This window comes from Mesorhizobium sp. M1C.F.Ca.ET.210.01.1.1 (assembly GCF_004791585.1).
Taxonomy (GTDB): Bacteria; Pseudomonadota; Alphaproteobacteria; order Rhizobiales; family Rhizobiaceae; genus Mesorhizobium.
Genome location: NZ_SRUU01000014.1, coordinates 1 through 18,140, shown reverse-complemented (window position 1 = coordinate 18,140; position 18,140 = coordinate 1). Strand labels below are relative to the sequence as shown.

At 64.4% G+C, this 18,140-nt stretch carries 15 protein-coding genes; 13 read left to right on the top strand and 2 right to left on the bottom strand.

The genetic code is table 11. The features are described 5' to 3' along the window. The first annotated feature begins 99 nt into the window (after positions 1 to 99). The 10 genes from EN853_RS33980 to EN853_RS17095 all read left to right on the top strand — a co-directional run bounded on the left by EN853_RS33980 (position 100) and on the right by EN853_RS17095 (position 10,878). A complete protein-coding gene (locus EN853_RS33980) occupies positions 100 to 789 on the top strand; it encodes a proton-conducting membrane transporter (RefSeq protein WP_167524503.1) in 690 nt (229 codons plus the stop codon). A 158-nt stretch (positions 790 to 947) separates the two neighbouring features. Continuing rightward, entirely contained in the window at positions 948 to 2,093 is a 1,146-nt protein-coding gene (locus tag EN853_RS17135) for an aminodeoxychorismate synthase component I (protein WP_127859216.1), read from the top strand. Further along, positions 2,042 to 2,704, top strand: a complete 663-nt coding sequence (locus EN853_RS17130) for an aminotransferase class IV family protein (protein WP_127859217.1) — start codon at positions 2,042 to 2,044, stop codon at positions 2,702 to 2,704. Before EN853_RS17135 ends, EN853_RS17130 begins: the two co-directional genes overlap by 52 nt. Positions 2,705 to 2,741: 37 nt before the next feature. Beyond that, positions 2,742 to 3,683, top strand: a complete 942-nt coding sequence (locus tag EN853_RS17125; RefSeq protein WP_127859218.1) for a DUF3445 domain-containing protein — start codon at positions 2,742 to 2,744, stop codon at positions 3,681 to 3,683. Between the two features lie 131 nt (positions 3,684 to 3,814). Continuing rightward, a complete protein-coding gene (locus tag EN853_RS17120; protein ID WP_127859219.1) occupies positions 3,815 to 5,260 on the top strand; it encodes a homospermidine synthase in 1,446 nt (481 codons plus the stop codon). Positions 5,261 to 5,447: 187 nt separating this feature from the next. Further along, a complete protein-coding gene (locus EN853_RS17115; RefSeq protein WP_127859220.1) occupies positions 5,448 to 5,819 on the top strand; it encodes a hypothetical protein in 372 nt (123 codons plus the stop codon). A 192-nt stretch (positions 5,820 to 6,011) separates the two neighbouring features. Then, complete coding sequence (locus EN853_RS17110; RefSeq protein WP_127859221.1) at positions 6,012 to 8,087, top strand: bifunctional UDP-sugar hydrolase/5'-nucleotidase; 2,076 nt, start codon at positions 6,012 to 6,014, stop codon at positions 8,085 to 8,087. A 147-nt stretch (positions 8,088 to 8,234) separates the two neighbouring features. Next, positions 8,235 to 9,299 (top strand): ferrochelatase, encoded by a 1,065-nt coding sequence (gene hemH, locus EN853_RS17105; protein WP_127859222.1) that lies wholly within the window; start codon positions 8,235 to 8,237, stop codon positions 9,297 to 9,299. 137 nt (positions 9,300 to 9,436) lie between these two features. After that, on the top strand, positions 9,437 to 10,387 hold the full coding sequence (locus tag EN853_RS17100; RefSeq protein WP_127859223.1) for an SPFH domain-containing protein: 951 nt from the start codon (positions 9,437 to 9,439) through the stop codon (positions 10,385 to 10,387). Positions 10,388 to 10,413: 26 nt separating this feature from the next. Next, on the top strand, positions 10,414 to 10,878 hold the full coding sequence (locus EN853_RS17095) for an NfeD family protein (RefSeq protein WP_127859224.1): 465 nt from the start codon (positions 10,414 to 10,416) through the stop codon (positions 10,876 to 10,878). 111 nt (positions 10,879 to 10,989) lie between these two features. Here EN853_RS17095 and EN853_RS17090 read toward each other — a convergent pair whose 3' ends face one another. Next, the gene (locus EN853_RS17090; protein WP_127859322.1) at positions 10,990 to 11,991 is read right to left on the bottom strand and encodes a KpsF/GutQ family sugar-phosphate isomerase; all 1,002 of its coding nucleotides are present in this window, start codon (positions 11,989 to 11,991) and stop codon (positions 10,990 to 10,992) included. 160 nt (positions 11,992 to 12,151) lie between these two features. On the opposite strand from EN853_RS17090, the gene EN853_RS17085 reads away from it, so the two are divergent. Continuing rightward, positions 12,152 to 13,930: an outer membrane beta-barrel protein gene (locus EN853_RS17085; protein WP_127859225.1), complete on the top strand. Its 1,779-nt coding sequence runs from the start codon at positions 12,152 to 12,154 to the stop codon at positions 13,928 to 13,930. Between the two features lie 224 nt (positions 13,931 to 14,154). On the opposite strand, the gene galU is transcribed toward EN853_RS17085, so the two are convergent. Next, positions 14,155 to 15,060, bottom strand: coding sequence for a UTP--glucose-1-phosphate uridylyltransferase GalU (gene galU / locus EN853_RS17080; RefSeq protein WP_127859226.1), 906 nt, complete (start codon positions 15,058 to 15,060; stop codon positions 14,155 to 14,157). Positions 15,061 to 15,303: 243 nt separating this feature from the next. On the opposite strand from galU, the gene EN853_RS17075 reads away from it, so the two are divergent. Together EN853_RS17075 and EN853_RS17070 are read left to right on the top strand one after the other, a co-directional pair. After that, the gene (locus EN853_RS17075) at positions 15,304 to 16,524 is read left to right on the top strand and encodes a lytic murein transglycosylase (protein ID WP_127859227.1); all 1,221 of its coding nucleotides are present in this window, start codon (positions 15,304 to 15,306) and stop codon (positions 16,522 to 16,524) included. A 112-nt stretch (positions 16,525 to 16,636) separates the two neighbouring features. Continuing rightward, positions 16,637 to 17,854 carry a DUF459 domain-containing protein gene (locus tag EN853_RS17070; RefSeq protein ID WP_127859228.1) on the top strand — a complete coding sequence of 406 codons (1,218 nt, stop codon included), beginning with the start codon at positions 16,637 to 16,639 and terminating at the stop codon, positions 17,852 to 17,854. The last annotated feature ends 286 nt before the right edge of the window (positions 17,855 to 18,140 follow it).

Sequence of the window (18,140 nt, the reverse complement as noted above, 5' to 3'; positions counted from 1 at the left end):
GATTGAAGCGGCTGTTCCGCCGATCGCGGAACGATTGACGATCCTCGCGGCAAGCTCGCCACCACTGGCCCCGGCCGCCCGATCGGACTGGAGAGGGAAATGAGCACTTTCTTCTACATGCTGTTGGCGTTCGTTGTGGGTGTCTTGGTTGGCTGGTTCCTCTGGGGCCGCCTGCGCGGCGAGCTCGACAGTCTGCGTGTCGACCTCGATCGCACGCGCAGCGAACGAGACAAGGCGCGCGGCGACCTCGATGCCTGCAGCCGCGCCCGAGCCGACCTCGAGGTCCGGTTGCGTGATGCGCCTGCCGCATCCGGCGCCGCGAAGGCCTCCGCACCGGCGCCGGCGGCGTTGATGTCGACACCGGCAAAGGCGAAATCCGCGCCTTCCAAGGCGGCGGCAAAGCCCGCCGCAACCAAATCCGCCGCCGCGAAACCGGCAGCCAGGTCAACCGCCGCGTCGAAGCCGGCTGCGAGGACGGCAGCCCCAAAGGCGGCGGCAAAGAAGGCCGCGCCGGCATCGGGCAAAGCGGCTGCCAAGGCGGACAATCTGCGCCGCCTGATCGGTATCGGCCCGGTCAACGAAAAGCTGCTCAAGGGTCAGGGCGTCACGAGTTACGCCCAGATCGCCGCCTGGACCGATGCCGACGTCAAGCGGATCGAGGAGGTGCTCAATTTCGACGGTCGCATCGCGCGCGAGAAATGGATCGAGCAGGCGAAATTGCTGGCCTCGGGCAACGAGGCCGAATTCGCCCGCCAGTTCCCGACGGCTGGCACCGCCAGCAATACCTGATCCCGCCTCGGCAACGGCCAGTGCACGGCGGCGCCCGTTGCGGACGCCGCCTTTCTCTTGGGCCAGACGCCTTTGCGCCGCCTGACGCCGTTCCCTCGATTGCGCCTGCCCCAGCCCCCATATAGAGCCATCCGCTTAATCGACCGCATCCGAGGCTTATGTCCCTGCCTTCCGCCATCTTCCGCAACGACGAGACCGGCAGGCAGCTCGTCTTCGACAGGCCGCGCGAGATGATCGTCGCGCGCAGCGCGGACGAGTTCGCGCCGGCGCTCGAAGCGGCTCAAGCCTGCTCCGACGCCGGCAAATGGCTGGCTGGCTATTTCTCCTACGAGGCCGGTTATCTGCTCGAGCCGAAGCTGGTGCCCTTGCTGCCCGAGGGCCGCCGCGCGCCGCTGATCTGTCTCGGCGTCTTCGATGCGCCGCTCGAACAGGCCGTGCCGCAGAATTCGGGCCACGCCAGCAACGGCCCGATCTTCGACGCCAGGGCTGGATGGTCCGCCGGGGACTATGCCGTCCGCTTCGCGCGCCTCCATGACCATATCCGCAAGGGCGACTGCTACCAAGGCAACCTGACCTTTCCGGTCCACGCGCAATGGTCCGGCGATCCGCTTGCCGCCTTCGACGCGCTGACCGGGCGTCAGCCGGTGAAATACGGCGCGCTCATTGCGCTCGGCGATCCGATCGTGCTGTCGCGCTCGCCGGAACTTTTCTTCGAAATCGGTGCCGACCGCATGATCGAGACGCATCCGATGAAGGGCACGGCGCCGCGCGGCGCGACCAGGGCCGAGGACGCGCGGCTGAAGGCGTTCCTGCGCAACGACGAGAAGAACCAGGCCGAGAACCGCATGATCGTCGATCTGTTGCGCAATGACATCTCGCTGATCAGCGAGGTCGGCACGCTGGAGGTCCCGGAACTGTTCCGCATCGAGACCTATCCGACCGTGCACCAGATGGTGAGCCGGGTGCGGGCAAAACTCCTGCCGGACATCGGCATCCGCCAGATCTTTGCCGCGCTCTTCCCTTGCGGCTCGATCACCGGCGCGCCGAAGATCCGCGCCATGGAGATCCTGCACGATCTGGAAGCCACGCCGCGCGACGTCTATTGCGGCGCCATAGGCTGGGTAGCGCCTGGCGGCACGATGCGCTTTTCGGTGGCGATCCGCACCATTTCGCTCTTTGCCGATGGCGAGGCCGTCTACAATGTCGGCGGCGGCGTCGTCTTCGATTCCACCGCCGAGGAGGAGTATCGGGAGTGTCTTCTGAAAGCGCGCTTCGCGACGGGAACCGTGCCGACTTCGAACTGATCGAGACGATGCGCTGGGAACCGGGCTCGGGCTTCCTGCGCTTCGACCGTCACCTTGCGCGGCTTTACGCTTCCGCCGCGGAACTAGGCTTTGCCTGCGACCCGCAACGGATCGGCGAAGTGCTGATGACCACTGTCGGCGGACAGCGGACCGCGCTGCGCACGCGCCTCGCCCTGCAGCGCAACGGCGAGGCGACGGCCGCGGCGCAGCCTTATGAACCGTTTCCTGCAGACAAGGTGTGGCGGCTGCAGCTGGCGCGGGTCCGGCTCGATTCCGGCGACATGCTTTTGCGCCACAAGACCAGCCGCCGCGACACCTACCAGCGGGCGCGTGCCGAGTACCTCGCCACCCGCGCCGACGAGGTGCTGCTCGCCAACGAACGCGGCGAGCTCTGCGAAGGCACGATCACCAATCTCTTCGCCGACTTCGGCGACGGTGTGCTCGCCACACCTCGGCTCCACTGCGGCCTGCTGCCTGGAGTACTGCGAGCCCAGCTTCTGGACGAAGGCCGCGCCGTGGAAGCGATCTACACCTTCAACGATCTCAAATCCGCGAAGGCGATCTTCGTCGGCAATTCACTGCGCGGGCTGATCCCGGCGCGACTGGCCTGACACTGGAGCCGCCGGCCATTTTCTGTTTGATGAAAGCATGACCGTTCGCCAGCCGACCCCGACCCACACGCCCTATGACGGGTCCTCGAAGCTCTTCACCATCGGGCTGAAGCCGCTCGAACTCGATCGCTGGATTGAGCTCGACGGATTCCTTTTGCCGCATCTCGCCGAGAAGCAGCGGCTTTACGCGAAGATCCCGGAAAAGGTCTTTGTCGAGGAACATGGCACCCGCGACGCGCAGCGCGAGGTGCTCGACCTGCTTGTCGCGCATCTTGCAGCGAAGCATTCCGCCACCCATCGCAGCAGCGGCTCGGATGTCGAGGTGGTCGGTCTGGACGCGGCGGTCCACAGGCTGCCCGCCGCATTGCGCGAAGCACCATTGGCAAGAGCATCGCTGCTCGTCCAGGAAGACCTGATCCTGATGCGCCGGGGCGATGACGGCTGGCGGCTCGCCGCCGGTTCGCTCTGCTTCCCCTCGTCATGGTCGCTCCAGGAAAAATTCGGCAAGCCGCTGCAACGCATCCACGCGCCGGTGCCCGGCTTCGGCCCCGGCACCCGGCCCGCCGAGGTCATCAACCGGATGTTCGACGGTCTGCAAGGCCAGGCGGTCGAACGCTTCAACTGGTCGATCCAGGCGGGCGACGCGCTCTATCATCCGCTCTCCAACGGGGAGCGCATGGACCGCGCCACCAGCCGCCCGACGCGCTTTCCGGACGGCGATATCAACGCCCATGCCTTCATCCGCGTCGAGCGCCAGACGCTGCGCAAGCTGCCGGTCTCGCGCGATATCCTGTTCACCATCCGCATCCATCTCGATCCGCTGGCTGTGCTCGCCCGGCACCCCGGCAGGGCGACGCTTGCAGCCTCTTTCGCCGAGCAGCTCAACGCTCTTGACCAGGCGCAGCTTGATTACAAGGGCCTGACGGCTGACCGCGATCGGCTGGTTGCCTTCCTCGACGGCATGGCCAAAGCAGCTTAACCACATCGCCAAACCGGCTTGGCCGGCGGTTGGCTCTTTTCACTGGTTTATGACAATGATCTGTGGTGTAGCGCTTGGCTGCCCGGCGGAAACGCCGGGCTTTCCCTGTATTTTTAGGAGTGTCCGAAAAAATGGCGAATGAAAACTGGCCCGTTTACGGTGAAATCACCGGCCCTGTCGTGATGATCGGCTTCGGCTCGATCGGACGGGGAACGCTGCCGCTGATCGAACGCCATTTCAAGTTCGACAAGTCGCGCATGGCCGTCATCGACCCGCGCGACACCGACCGCAAGCTGCTCGACGAGCGCGGCATCACCTTCGTCCAGGACGCGGTGACCAAGAAGAACTACAAGAAGCTGTTAACTCCGCTTCTCACCAACGGCGGCGGTCAGGGCATGTGCGTCAACCTGTCGGTCGACACCTCCTCGCTCGAATTGATGAAGCTCTGCCGCAAGCTCGGCGTGCTCTATATCGACACCGTGGTCGAGCCGTGGCTCGGCTTCTACTTCGACGAAACGGCCGACAACGCCTCGCGCACCAACTATGCGCTGCGCGAAAGCGTGCGCCAGGAGAAGGAGAAAGGGCCCGGCGGCACCACAGCGATCTCCTGCTGCGGCGCCAATCCGGGCATGGTCTCGTGGTTCGTCAAGCAGGCGCTGGTCAATCTCGCCACCGATCTCGGGCTCGAATTTGTCGTGCCGGCGGAGCACGACCGCGAAGGTTGGGCCAAGTTGATGAAGAAGGCCGGCGTCAAGGGCATCCACATCGCCGAGCGCGATACCCAGCGCACCAAGAAGCCGAAGCCGATGGACGTGTTCTGGAACACCTGGTCGGTCGAAGGCTTCATCTCGGAAGGTCTGCAGCCGGCCGAGCTCGGCTGGGGCACGCATGAGAACTGGATGCCGAAAAACGGCAGGAAGCACAAGCACGGCTCGCAGGCGGCGATCTTTCTGGAGCAGCCCGGCGCCAACACCCGCGTGCGCAGCTGGTGCCCGACGCCGGGTGAGCAATACGGCTTCCTGGTGACCCATAACGAGGCCATCTCGATCGCCGATTTCTTCACCCTGCGCGGCAAGAAGGGGAAGGTGCAGTACCGCCCCACCTGCCACTATGCTTACCACCCCTGCAATGACGCGGTGCTGTCGCTGCACGAGATGTTCGGGGCCGCCGGCAAGGCGCAGCCCGTCCACCATGTGCTCGATGAGAACGAGCTGGTCGACGGCGTCGATGAGCTCGGCGTGCTGCTCTACGGCCACGACAAGAACGCCTACTGGTACGGCTCGCAGCTGTCGCTGGCCGAGGCGCGCAAGCTGGCGCCCTACCAGAACGCCACCGGCCTGCAGGTTACCTCGGCAGTGCTGGCCGGCATGGTCTGGGCGCTGGAAAATCCGATGGCGGGCATCGTCGAGGCCGACGAGATGGATTTCAGGCGCTGCCTGGACGTGCAGTTTCCCTATCTCGGGCCGGTCAGGGGTTATTACACCGACTGGACGCCGCTCGATAACCGTCCAGGCCTCTTCCCCGAGGATCTGGATCGGGACGACCCGTGGCAGTTCCGCAACATCCTGGTGCGATAGCAGCCAGGTCCACCGCCGTCCCCACCTTGCAATCGCCCGGAAATCGGGCGATTGAAGACGGGCGGCCCAGAGCGGCGTGCGTCCATTCGGAGGCACAAGCTACGCTCTAGCACTTCGAATGGACGCGTCGTGCCTGCCGAAAATCGAAACCGATTTTCGGGCCGATGCGAGAGGAGAGGATTTTCAAATGACCATTGCGCGCAAATTGCTTTCGGCGGGCGCCGCGGCAAGCCTTCTGGCCGCTGCCGCCTGCACCACCACCGGCCCTTCCGAGCCCATCGCAGCGGCTCCCAAGGGCGTCGAGGGCAACTGGATCGACGCCAAGGGCACCGGCCTGTCGACCTTCATGGCCGGCAGCTTCACCACCGTCGCGACCGATACCGGCCAGAAGCTGTCCGAAGGCAGCTACACCATGACCGGCCCGACCTCGGTCGAGATCCACGGCACCTCGCTGATCCGCCAGACACCGGTCAGCTTCAATTGCCTGATGGTCTCGACCAGCCAGCTCAACTGCACCAGCGCCAGCGGCCAGAATTTCGTGCTGACCCGCCGGGCCTGAGCGCAAGCGGATACACCATCTTGCTGAGGACGGCGGCGCGGGCCGCCGTCCTTTTTTGTGCCGGCAAACCTCCTCCCGATTTCTGCTTGCATCGGCCAAAACGCGATGTGAACATGCCGGAAAAGCTGGCTGTTATGTTCCAGTCAAGCCAGGGCTTTAAGCAGTTCAGGTCAGCTCATCCGGGAGACGAAGATGAAGAAGATTGCCGCCATTCTAGCCCTGTCTGCCTCTACGCTTGGCCTCTCGGCCGGAACCTCCTTTGCCGACTACACGCTGAACATCCTGCATTTCAACGATTGGCACAGCCGCATCGAAGGCAACAACAAATATGAGTCCACCTGTTCCGCCGAGGAGGAAACCAAGGGCGAATGCATCGGCGGCGCGGGCCGGCTGATCACCGCGATCGCGCAGGAGCGCAAGAAGCTCGAAGGCCAGAACGTGCTGCTGCTCAATGCCGGCGACAGCTTCCAGGGATCGCTGTTCTACATCACATACAAGGGTGCGGCTGAGGAGGAATTCCTCAATCAGATGAGGCCCGACGCGGTGACGCTCGGCAATCACGAATTCGACGACGGCGAGAGCGCGCTGGTGCCTTACCTCGACAAGGCGAAGTTCCCGATCGTCAGCGCCAATGTCATGCCCAACGACAAGTCCGGCGCCAACGGCAAGTTCAAGCCGTCGATCGTGGTCGAGGTCGGCGGCCAGAAGATCGGCATCGTCGGCGCCGTCACCAACGACACGCCGGAACTCGCCTCGCCCGGCCCCAACGTCGCCATCGCGGACGACGTCAAGTCGATCACCGCCGAAGTCGAGAAACTCAAGGGAGAGGGCATCAACAAGATCATCGCGGTAACCCATATCGGCTACAACCGCGAGCGCGATGTCATCGCGAAAATCCCCGGCGTCGACGTGGTGGTGGGCGGGCACAGCCACACGCTTTTGTCGAACACCGACCCGAAGGCGGCGGGCCCCTATCCGACGATGGTCGACAACCCGGACGGCTACAAGGTGCCCGTCGTGCAGGCGGCGTCCTATTCGAAATATCTCGGCGAGTTCAAGGTGGTGTTCGACGACAACGGCGTCGTCAAGGAAGCGAGCGGCGATCCGATCTATCTAGACAAGTCGATCACCCCCGATCCCGCCGTTCTCGCCCGCATCAAGGAGCTTGGCGCGCCGATCGAGGCACTGAAGAACAAGGAGGTCGCCGAGACCACCAAGGCCATCGACGGCAGCCGCGAGAATTGCCGCGCCCGCGAATGCGAGATGGGCAATCTCGTCTCGGACGCCATCCTCGATCGCGTCAAGGGCCAGGGCGTCGAGATCGTCATCTCGAATGGCGGCGGCCTGCGCGCCTCCATCGACCAGGGCACCGTGACCATGGGCGAGGTGCTGACGGTGCTGCCGTTCCAGAATACGCTGGCGACGTTCAAGATCTCCGGCAAGGATCTGGTCGCCGGCCTCGAAAACGGCCTCAGCCAGATCGAGGACGGCGCCGGCCGTTTCCCGCAGGTGGCCGGCCTTAAATACGCCTTCGACAAGTCGGTCGCGCCCAATGCCGGCCGCGTCAAATCGGTCGAGGTGATGGAGAACGGCGCCTGGGCGCCGATCAATCCGGACAAGCAATATCTCGTCGCCACCAACAACTATGTCCGCCAGGGCGGCGACGGCTACAAGGTCTTCGCCGAAAAGGCCACCGACGCCTATGACTACGGCCCGGGCCTGGAGCAGGTGGTGGCCGACTATCTCGGCGCGCACCGGCCTTACACGCCGAAGCTCGATGGCCGCATCACCGAGATTGGCGCGACGGTGGCGGCAGCGGAGCCAGCAAAGCCCGCCGAGACCGCTCCCGCAGCAACCGCGCCGGCGCCCGAGCCCGCCAAACCGGCCGAGACGGCGCCCAATGCCGCCGAGACCGCAATGCCGGCTCTGCCGTCCAATTCCGGCGATATCGCCGGCACGCCGCCGACCGTTCCGACCGAGACGGCAACCTCGGAGGCGGCGAAACCTGCCGAGGCTGCCCCTGCGACGAGTGCCCCCGCGGCCGAACCGGCCAAGCCGGCCGAGACAGCGCCTGCCGAGGCCAAGCCGGCCGCGACCAGCCCAGAAACCAGCCATGTGATCGCCGCCGGCGACACCTACTGGGACCTGGCCAAGAAGAACTATGGCGACGGCAGCAAATGGAAGCTGATCTCCGAGGCCAACAAGGACTACAGGCCGCGCCGCCTGCCGCTCGGCGCGACGCTGACCATTCCGCCGGCCGCGAAGTAAATCCTTCCCCCCGGGAATTCACGGCACCCGCCCGGGAAACCGGGCGGGTGTTCCGTTTTCAGGTGCAAACGCGATAAGGTGCGGCCAGACGCGGCATTGAAAACCGGCAGGGCATCGCTAGTTTCGCGGCGCTACCGGAGACTGTCTATGACGCCTGCCAACTCTGCCGATGCCAAGGCCGCAAAGGCCGTCGGTCCGCTGTCCGCCGATGCTGCGCCGGTGAAGGCGGGCAAGATCGGCATCATGCTGATCAATCTCGGCACACCCGACGGCACCGACTTCAAGCCGATGTGGCGCTATCTGAGGGAATTCCTCTCCGATCCGCGCGTCATCGAGCTCAACAAGGCGATCTGGTATCCGATCCTCTATGGACTGGTTCTCACCACGCGGCCGAAAAAGTCCGGCGCCAACTACGCCAGGATCTGGAACCAGGAGCAGAACGAGTCGCCGCTGCGCACCTTCACGCGCTCCCAGGCCGAGAAGCTGGCAGGCGCGCTTGGCGACCTGCCGAACGTCGTGGTCGACTGGGCGATGCGCTACGGCAATCCCTCGACGGCAAGCGTCGCTCAACGGCTGGCCGAGCAAGGTTGCGAGCGCATCCTCACCTTTCCGCTCTACCCGCAATATTCGGCGACAACGACAGCCACCGCCAACGACCAACTGTTCCGCGCGCTGATGAAGATCAGGCATGCGCCGGCGATCCGCAGCGTGCCGCCCTATTACGACGAGCCGGTCTATATCGAGGCGCTCGCCCGTTCGATCGAGCAGAATCTGGCGACGCTCGACTTCGTACCGGAGGTGGTCATCACCTCCTACCACGGCATTCCAAAACCTTATTCCGACAAGGGCGACCCTTATCAGACGCATTGCCTGGCGACGACGCGGCTGCTGCGCGCCAGGCTCGGCTGGGACGAGGAGAAGCTCATCACCACCTTCCAGTCGCGCTTCGGCGCGCAGGAATGGCTGCAGCCCTACACCGACGTCACCGTCGAGAAGCTGGCTAAGGACGGCGTCAAGTCGATCGCGGTGGTCAATCCGGGTTTTTCCGTCGACTGCATCGAGACGCTGGACGAGATCGGCCGCGAAGCCGCCGAGACCTTCCACCATGCCGGCGGCAAGAACTTCGCGCACATCCCTTGCCTCAACGACAGCGCCGAAGGCATGGCGGTGATCGAAGCGCTGGCGCGGCGCGAGCTCTCCGGCTGGGTGTGACCGGCTTCACCGACAGGCCTTGAAAGCGGTGCGCAAAAGCCTCCGCCGACCAATATTCATGATCACCTGATTGTAACGTTGCGGAAACACACTTAAGTGATTTCGCGAGGTCGCCGCCTTTTGAGGGAGGAAACGAAATGGGCTTCAGCGGTTTCGATATCGCCATCGTTGTTCTTGTCTTCCTGGTCATCATCCTTCTTTTCAAAGGCATCAGGACGGTGCCGCAAGGTTACAATTACACGGTGGAGCGTTTCGGGCGGTACACCAAGACGCTGACGCCTGGCCTCAACATCATCAACCCGATCTTCGAGCGCATCGGCGCCAAGATGAACATGATGGAGCAGGTGCTCGATGTTCCGAGTCAGGAAATCATCACCCGCGACAACGCCATAGTCGGCGTCGACGGGATCGCCTTCTTCCAGATTCTCAATGCGGCGCAGGCAGCCTACCAGGTCTCCGGTCTGCAGAACGCCATCCTCAACCTGACCATGACCAACATCCGCACCGTCATGGGCTCGATGGACCTCGACGAATTGCTGTCCAACCGTGACGCGATCAACGAGCGCCTGCTGCGCGTCGTCGACGAGGCGGCGCATCCCTGGGGCATCAAGATCACCCGCGTCGAGATCAAGGACATCAACCCGCCGGCCAATCTGGTGGAATCGATGGGCCGCCAGATGATGGCCGAGCGCGACAAGCGCGCCCAGATCCTCGCCGCCGAAGGTTTGAAGCAGTCTCAGATCCTCGAGGCCGAGGGGCGCAGGGAAGCTGCCTTCCGCGACGCCGAGGCACGCGAGCGCTCGGCGGAAGCCGAAGCCAAGGCGACGCAAGTGGTGTCGGAAGCCATCGCCAAGGGCGACGTGCAGGCGATCAACTACTTCGTCGCCCAGAAATACACCGAGGCGCTGGCCAGGATCGGCTCGTCCAGCAACAACAAGATCGTGCTGATGCCCTTCGAAGCCTCTTCGCTGATCGGCTCGCTGGGCGGCATCGGCGAGATCGCCCGAGAAGTCTTCAAGGGCGACGGCCCCTCCGGCACGCAGCGGCAGGGCTCACGGCCGCCGGTCGTGCGGCCGAGCGACAACTGACCATGTAATTCTGTGGGAGACCGTCAATGATCGACCGCATCGTTTCGGAACTCGGCCCATGGAACTGGATGGTTCTCGGCATCGTGCTCCTGGTGATGGAAGTCGTGGCACCGGGCGTGTTCATGCTGTGGATCGGCATTGCGGCGCTGATCGTCGGCGCCGTATCCTTGGCGATCTGGGACGCCGCCTTCTGGACCTGGCAAGTGCAGGTCCTCGCCTTTCTCGTGCTCGCCGTGGTCTCGGCCTATGTCGGCCGGCAGATCACGGTCTCGCGCCAGGGCAGCGTCGACCAGCCGCTGCTTAACCGCCGCGGCGCGCAGATGGTCGGCCGCACGGCAACGCTTGCCGAACCGATCAAGAACGGCCGCGGCCGTATCCGGCTGGGGGATACGCTGTGGCGCGTCTCCGGCCCGGACCTGCCGGTGGGCACGCAGGTGCGCGTGACCGGGGCGGCGGACACCGATCTGGAGCTGACGGTCGAGGCTGTGTGAAACGAGACGCCTAGAGCAATTCCAGGAAAAGTGTGTAACGGTTTTCCGTCCGGAATTGCGTAAAAACAAATATTTAGAGAGGTTCGGCGTTCTATGAATCGCTGAAACGCTCTAGGCGGCGCCGATCCGCAGCAGATCGTGCAGATGCACCAATCCTACCGGCCGGCCGTCTTCCACCACCATCAGGCTGGTGATGGCGGAGGTATTGATCGTCTGCAGCGCCGTCGCCACCAGCGTGTCGGGGGCGGCCGTCTTCGGCTTCTTCGTCATCACCTGATCGACGCTCATCGACAGAAGATCGCTCCCTATATGGCGGCGGATGTCGCCGTCGGTGATGATCCCGGCCAGCGCGCCGTCGGCGCCGGTGATCGCCACGCAGCCGAAGCCCTTGCGCGACAGTTCGACGATCGCTTCACGCATGCCGGTGCCCGACGGCACCAGTGGCAGCCGCTCGCCGACATGCATGATCTCGCGCAGCTGCATCAGGTTCGCGCCGAGCTGGCCGCCGGGATGGAAGGTGCGGAAATGGTCCGGCGTGAAGCCGCGCGCCTCGAGCAGCGCGATCGCCAGCGCATCGCCCATGACCAGCTGCAGCAGCGCCGACGTCGTCGGCGCCAGCCCGTGCGGGCAGGCTTCCGGCACGGCCGGCAGGAGCAGCACGACGTCGGCGGCGCGCGCCAGCGCAGAAGTCTCGCCGGAGGTGATGGCAATCAGCGGGATCGAAAAGCGCCTGGAATAGGCGACGATGCCCATCAGTTCCTTGCTCTCGCCCGACCATGACATGGCGATGATGGCGTCGTCCCTGGCGATCATGCCGAGATCGCCGTGATTGGCCTCGGCGGGATGGACGAAAAAGGCAGGCGTGCCGGTCGAGGCGAGCGTCGCGGCGATCTTGGAGCCGATATGGCCGCTCTTGCCGACACCGGTGACGATAACCCGGCCCTCGATCCGCGAAATGAGATCGATGGCGGCCGCGAACGGCGCGGCCAAACCGTTGTCGAGCGCTGCGGCAAGCGCCGCGACGCCAGCCTGCTCCGTCGCCACTGTTCTCAGCGCCGATTCGATCGCAGCCTGACTGTCCGGCTGCTTCCTTCCTGGGGACCCCGCATGCATGGCAAATGCCCTTAGCGCCATGTCGCCCGCCTGTCCAACGGAATTCCCGTTTCGCGTGCGTCGGGGGCAGTGGAATCGGCCCGTTTCAACCCTCCGTTAACCATCCGCATTTACGGTCCGGTAAGTATGGCGCGCCTGCGCCGCGCGAGCAGTGGTGTCGATGTCCGGGGGCGAGCCAGATACGAAAGGGGGTCGGAAGGGCATTGCCGTTGCAGCGCTTTTGCTGACGGCAAGCGTTGTTGCCTTGCTGCGCCCGGCGCCGGCATTTTCGCAGGAAACCGAGCTGCGCGGCGAGGTCTCCGAATCGGCAATCCTGGCCGACCAGCAGCGCAAGGCGAGACAATTGCGCGCGCAAGGATCGCTGGATCAGGCGGCGCCGGCGGCCCAGGCGGCTGAGGATCAAACGCCCGCGAACCCCTATGAGCCGGCAAGCCCGGGCGCGGTGCCCGACGGCGAAGGCGCGACGGCGAGCATCTTCGACCAACCGCAGGCGACCGACGACCCCTTTGCCGACGATCAGGTCGCGGCCCGGCCGCGCCGGCCTTCGACCGCCAGGCAGCGCGCTGCCTATGCCAGCACGAAGAGCGACACCAAGGCGACCGACAAGAAAAAGGCCAAGAAGAAGCCAAGCCAGACCAGCACGGCCAAGGCCGCAGCCAGGGACGACCAGGCCGATACCGCGGCCGCCGACGAAGACGGCGCCAATCGCCGCGCCGTCACCATCGACAGCGTCGACCGGCAGAAGCTCGATCCCGGCGCGGAACGCACCGGGTCGATCGAGGGGCAGAAAGTCAAGCCGGAGGACGATCCCTTCGCCGCCCCCGGCATCAAGGTCGGCACCTTCGTCTTCCGGCCGACGCTGGAGCAAGGCTTCACCGCGACATCCAATGCCGATGCCAGCAGCGGCGGCACGTCGGCGGTGCTGTCCGAAACGGCATTGCGTTTTACCGCCACCTCGGACTGGCGTGAGAATTCGGCCGTCATCGACGGCTACGGCATCTTCCGCAACACGCTGTCGGGCCAGAAGATCAACGATGCGCAGGGCCGGATCGAGGGCCAGTTCAATGTCGACCTCGACAATGAGCTGCGCGCCGTCGCCAAGCTCGGCTACGAGGCGGTGCCGGAATCGGCCTCCTCGCCGGATGCGATCGCCGGTGTCACCTCGCAGCCGCTGCGGCAGACGGTGGACGGCAGCCTTGGCGTCGAGAAGGATCTCGGCAAGATGCGTTACACGCTGACCGGCGCTGTCACGCATGACTTCTTCGGCGACCCCAAGCTTTCCGACGGCACCATCGTGTCGCAGAAGGACCGCGACTCCACGCTCTACTCTGCGACCTTGCGCACCGGCTACCAGGTCTCGCCAGCCATCACGCCCTTCGCCGAAGTTGAAGCCGGGCGGCGGATTTTCGATCTGCGCCTGGACAGCAACGGCTATGAGCGCTCCTCGACGCGGCTCGGCGCGCGCGCCGGCCTCGAGCTCGACATGGACGACAAGCTCTCCGGCGAATTCTCCGTCGGTTGGCTGCGCGAGGCGATTGATGACGACCGCCTGCCGGCCAATGCGGGGCCGTATGTCAACGCCGACCTCAAATGGTCGCCTGAGCGCGGCACCATCATCGGGCTCACTGGAAGGACCACGATCGAGAGCACGACCACGGCCGGCGCGAGCGGCGATGTCCTCTACTCGGGCCGGCTCACCGGCGAGCGGCAGGTCCGCGCCAACCTGACGGCGAATTCGGCGCTTGGCCTCGATTGGCGCGATTATACCGGCTCCGACGGCCACGACCTGATCCTGAGCGCCGAGGCCGGGCTGACCTGGTGGCTGAACCGCTATGCCGGCCTCACCACGCGGGTGAGGACGGAGAAGCTGACCAGCAACCTTACGGGCCGCGACTATGTCGCCAACAGCGTCTATCTCGGCCTGAAGGTGCAAAGGTGACGCCTCGTCATCCTCGGGCATAGCGGTAGCGAAGCGGACGCGCAGACCCGAGGATCCATGCCGTGACTTGGGCCGAATAGTAAAAGCGGCGCATAACAGAGGTCGTTCTGCACCGCTGCGACGCTCGTAGGTAAAGGCATGGCAACTGATCCTATGGTCTGCGCCGCGTCGCTTCGCTCCTTGCTACGCCATAGGATGACGAAGTACGGTTGGCCTTCAACAACCTACGATGCCGTGCCAAGCCGTTCCGCCGGACGCACTTCATCCAGCAGCGTGCGGATGACGCCGGCCATGCTCTCGTTCATGTCGTTGCGCCACAGCGCGAAGGCGACATTGGCTTCGACGAAGCCTTCCGGCGAGCCGCAATCGAAGGTGCGTCCCTTGTAATGATAGCCGTAGAAGGGCTGCTGCTTCTCCAGCTTCAGCATCGCGTCCGTCAGCTGGATCTCGTTGCCTGCGCCGCGCTCCTGGCTTTCGAGGATACCGAAAATCTCCGGCTGCAGGATGTAGCGCCCGTTGATGAAGAGATTGGAGGGCGCCGTGCCCTGTTTCGGCTTCTCCACCATCCCGGTGATGCGGAAACCGTGATGGGTGTCCTCGCCACGGCCGACGATGCCGTATTTGTGCGCCTCGGCCGGATCGCATTCCTGCACGGCGATGATGTTGTTGCCCGTCTCGGCGTAGAGCTCGACCATGTCCTTCATGCAGCTCTTTTCCGACTGCATGATCATGTCGGGCAGGAGCAGTGCGAACGGTTCGTCGCCGACCAGCTCGCGCGCGCACCAGACGGCATGGCCGAGCCCCATCGGCACCTGCTGGCGCGTGAAGCTGGTCTGGCCCGGCGCCGGCTGCAGGCGCTGCAGCCGGGCGAGCTGGTCGTCCTTGCCGCGCTGGGCCAGCGTGTCGTAGAGTTCGAACTGGACGTCGAAGTGATCCTCGATGACCGCCTTGTTGCGGCCGGTGACGAAGATGAAATGCTCGATGCCGGCATCGCGCGCCTCATCGACCACATATTGGATGACCGGACGGTCGACGACGGTCAGCATCTCCTTCGGAATGGCCTTGGTGGCCGGGAGAAACCGCGTGCCGAGGCCGGCGACCGGGAAAACTGCCTTGCGAACTCGTTTCATGCTCCACCCCATCCGTTTTGAGCCCATTATCCGCTCGGCGATCTGCTCCGCAATCCCCCCCGACATTTTCACGCCGGAAATCCATTTTCACGCCGGAATGTTGAACTACCGAACGGCTGAGTTGAACGTGCAGGACTAAAGCCGCGACCTCTCTTTTCGTTCCCCGCGGCACCTATGGTAAACTAAATCCTAACCCGGTTCGGCGTTGAATGATCCTTCCTGATTTGACGAAGGAGGAAACAGATGTCCGTTCGCAACACCGCAAGGCGCCTGACGGCACTGGCGACGGCCGCCGGCCTCACGCTCGCCTTGCTGATGCCCGCCGGACCCGCTTTCGCCGATGCGGGGTTCCGCCAGTGGGTTGCGGGCTTCCGTGCCACCGCGGTTGCGGGCGGCGTTTCGGGCGCCGTCTACGACCAGGCCATGAGGGGCATCGAGCCCGACCCGGTCGTGCTGGAAAAGGCACAGACCCAGCCGGAATTCACCGCTCCCGCCTGGGATTATTTCGACAACCGCGTCCATGACCAGTCGGTGGCCAACGGCCAGGCGATGGCGCGCAAATGGAAGCCGTGGCTGGATCGCATCGAGGCGCGGGTCGGCGTCGACCGCAACATCCTTCTCGCCATCTGGTCGATGGAATCGAACTATGGCGAAACCCTCAAGCGCGACGACATCATGCGCAATGTCGTTCGTTCGCTGGCAACCCTTGCCTATGGCGATCCGAAGCGGTCGAAATATGCCCGCACCCAGTTGATCGCCGCTTTGAAGATTTTGCAGACCGGCGACATCGACGAAAGCCACCTCATGGGCTCCTGGGCCGGCGCGATGGGTCAGACGCAGTTCATCCCGACCAGCTACCAGCGCTACGCGGTCGACATGGACGGCAACGGCCGGCGCGACATTTGGAATTCCATCCCCGATGCGCTGGCAACCTCCGCGAACCTTTTGAAGAAGAACGGCTGGCAGGCCGGCAAGACCTGGGGCTACGAAGTGACGGTGCCGGCCGGCAAGCTGCCCGGCGGATCCAAGACGCTGGCGCAATGGCAGGCGCTCGGCGTCGCCAGGGCCAATGGCAAGCCGTTCAGGAACCTGACCGACAAGGCGACGTTGAAAGTGCCGGACGGCAGGGGCGGCCCGGCCTTCCTGATGATCAGGAATTTCTCGGTCATCAAGGCCTACAACAATGCTGACAAATATGCCTTGGCCGTCGGCCTGCTTGCCGACGAGATCGCCGGCGGCACCGGCCTTGTCCAGGACTGGCAGAGGCCTTTCACCAAGCTCAGCTTCGAGGAACGCCAGGAACTGCAGAAGCGGCTTTCCGAGCACGGCTACTATGACGGCAAGTTCGACGGCAAGATCGGCGAAGGGTCGAAGGCCGCCATAATGGCTTACCAGGCGAAGGTCGGCCTGACCCAGGATGGCTATCCGAGCCTGGAAGTGCTGAAATGGCTCCGGAAGAAGTAGAGCCGTCCATGGCGTCAAGCATCCTTTCAATGGCTGAAAGGATGCTGTAGCGCTTCGGCTTGCGCAGGACTTCCGCTTTTGCAGGCCCATGCGCCAAGGGATGGAGACTGGATTGGTTACGGTTGCGCGCATCTGGCTGATCGTTCGCCGCCTGCCAATCCTCGTTCTGGCCATCGCCGTGCTTGCCGTCGCCGGCTCCAGCGCCTTCCATACGCCGGCTTTCGCGCAGGAAGAGGAGAGCCGCGGCTGGTCGCTGCGCGATCTTCTGTTCCCGCGCCGCAGCGAGCGCATCGAGCTGCCAGCCGAAATCCAGAAGGCGCGGCCGAAACCAAAGAAGAAGCCCAAGCCGCGCCCGCCGGCCGAACCGGAGACGCCGATCGTCGAGAAGACGCCGGATGCCCGCGTCGTGCTGGTGGTCGGCGATTTCCTGGCGGGCGGGCTGGCCGAGGGTCTCGACACCGCCTTTGCCGACAATCCGGCTGTCAGGATCGTTATGCGCAGCAACGGCTCGTCCGGCTTCGTGCGCGACGATTTCTACAACTGGCCGGTCGAGATCAAGTCGTTGATCGAGACGGAGAAACCGTCCGTCGTGGTAGTCATGCTCGGCTCCAACGATCGCCAGCAGATGCGCGTCGGCGACGTGCGCGAGCAGCCGCGCTCAGAGACCTGGACCAAGGAATATGAGCGCCGTACCGATGCGCTGGGCAAAGCCATTCAGGATAGCAAGGTGCCGTTCCTGTGGGTCGGCATGCCGGCGTTCAGGGTGGCGAAGATGACCTCGGACATGCTGGCCTTCAACGACATCTATCATTCGGCTGCCCAGAACCATGGCGGCGAGTTCGTCGATGTCTGGGACGGCTTCGTCGACGAGAACGGCGCCTTTGTCACTTCCGGTCCTGATATCAACGGCCAGCCGGTGCGCCTGCGCTCCGACGACGGCATCAATGTCACCAAGGCCGGCAAACGCAAGCTCGCCTTCTATACAGAAAAGCCGCTGGCGAAGATCCTTGGGCTGGCGGCGCCAGGAAGCGTCACGACGGTTTCCGCGCCGGCCGGCGCCCCGGTCGAGGCGTCGAAGCCCGCCGCGGCGCCTGTCATCGTCGATCGTACCGCGCCGATGCTGCTCAGCGACCCCGCGCTCGACGGCGGCACGGAACTGCTCGGCGCCGTGCCGCCCGCCAAGGCGGATCCAAACCTGCCGGGTGAGAAGCTGACCGTCGAGGGCAAGGCGCCGGCGGCTTCGCCCGGCCGCGCCGACGATTTTTCCTGGCCGCCGAAACCGGCAGCCGCGGCCGCCGCTTCTGACACGACGACGGCGATCACCCCTTAACGCATGCAAAGCGCGCGGCGGTTGGGAAAGCGACGCGCACAATGCAAAGACGAGTCGCCTGAATCCGTTTCAGCGCGACACGCTCTAGAGCAATTCCAGGAAAAGTGTGTAACGGTTTTCCGTCCGGAATTGCGTAAAAACAAATACTTAGAGCGGTTCGGTAAGAGGGGCAAAAGTTGTGGCGAGGGCTGCGTCAGATTGACTCGGGTTGGGGTGGCCCGATTCCGGCCTGGCCGCATTTCTGATTCATTGCGGCGATGTCGCCGCCTGCGAACATTGAGTCGCT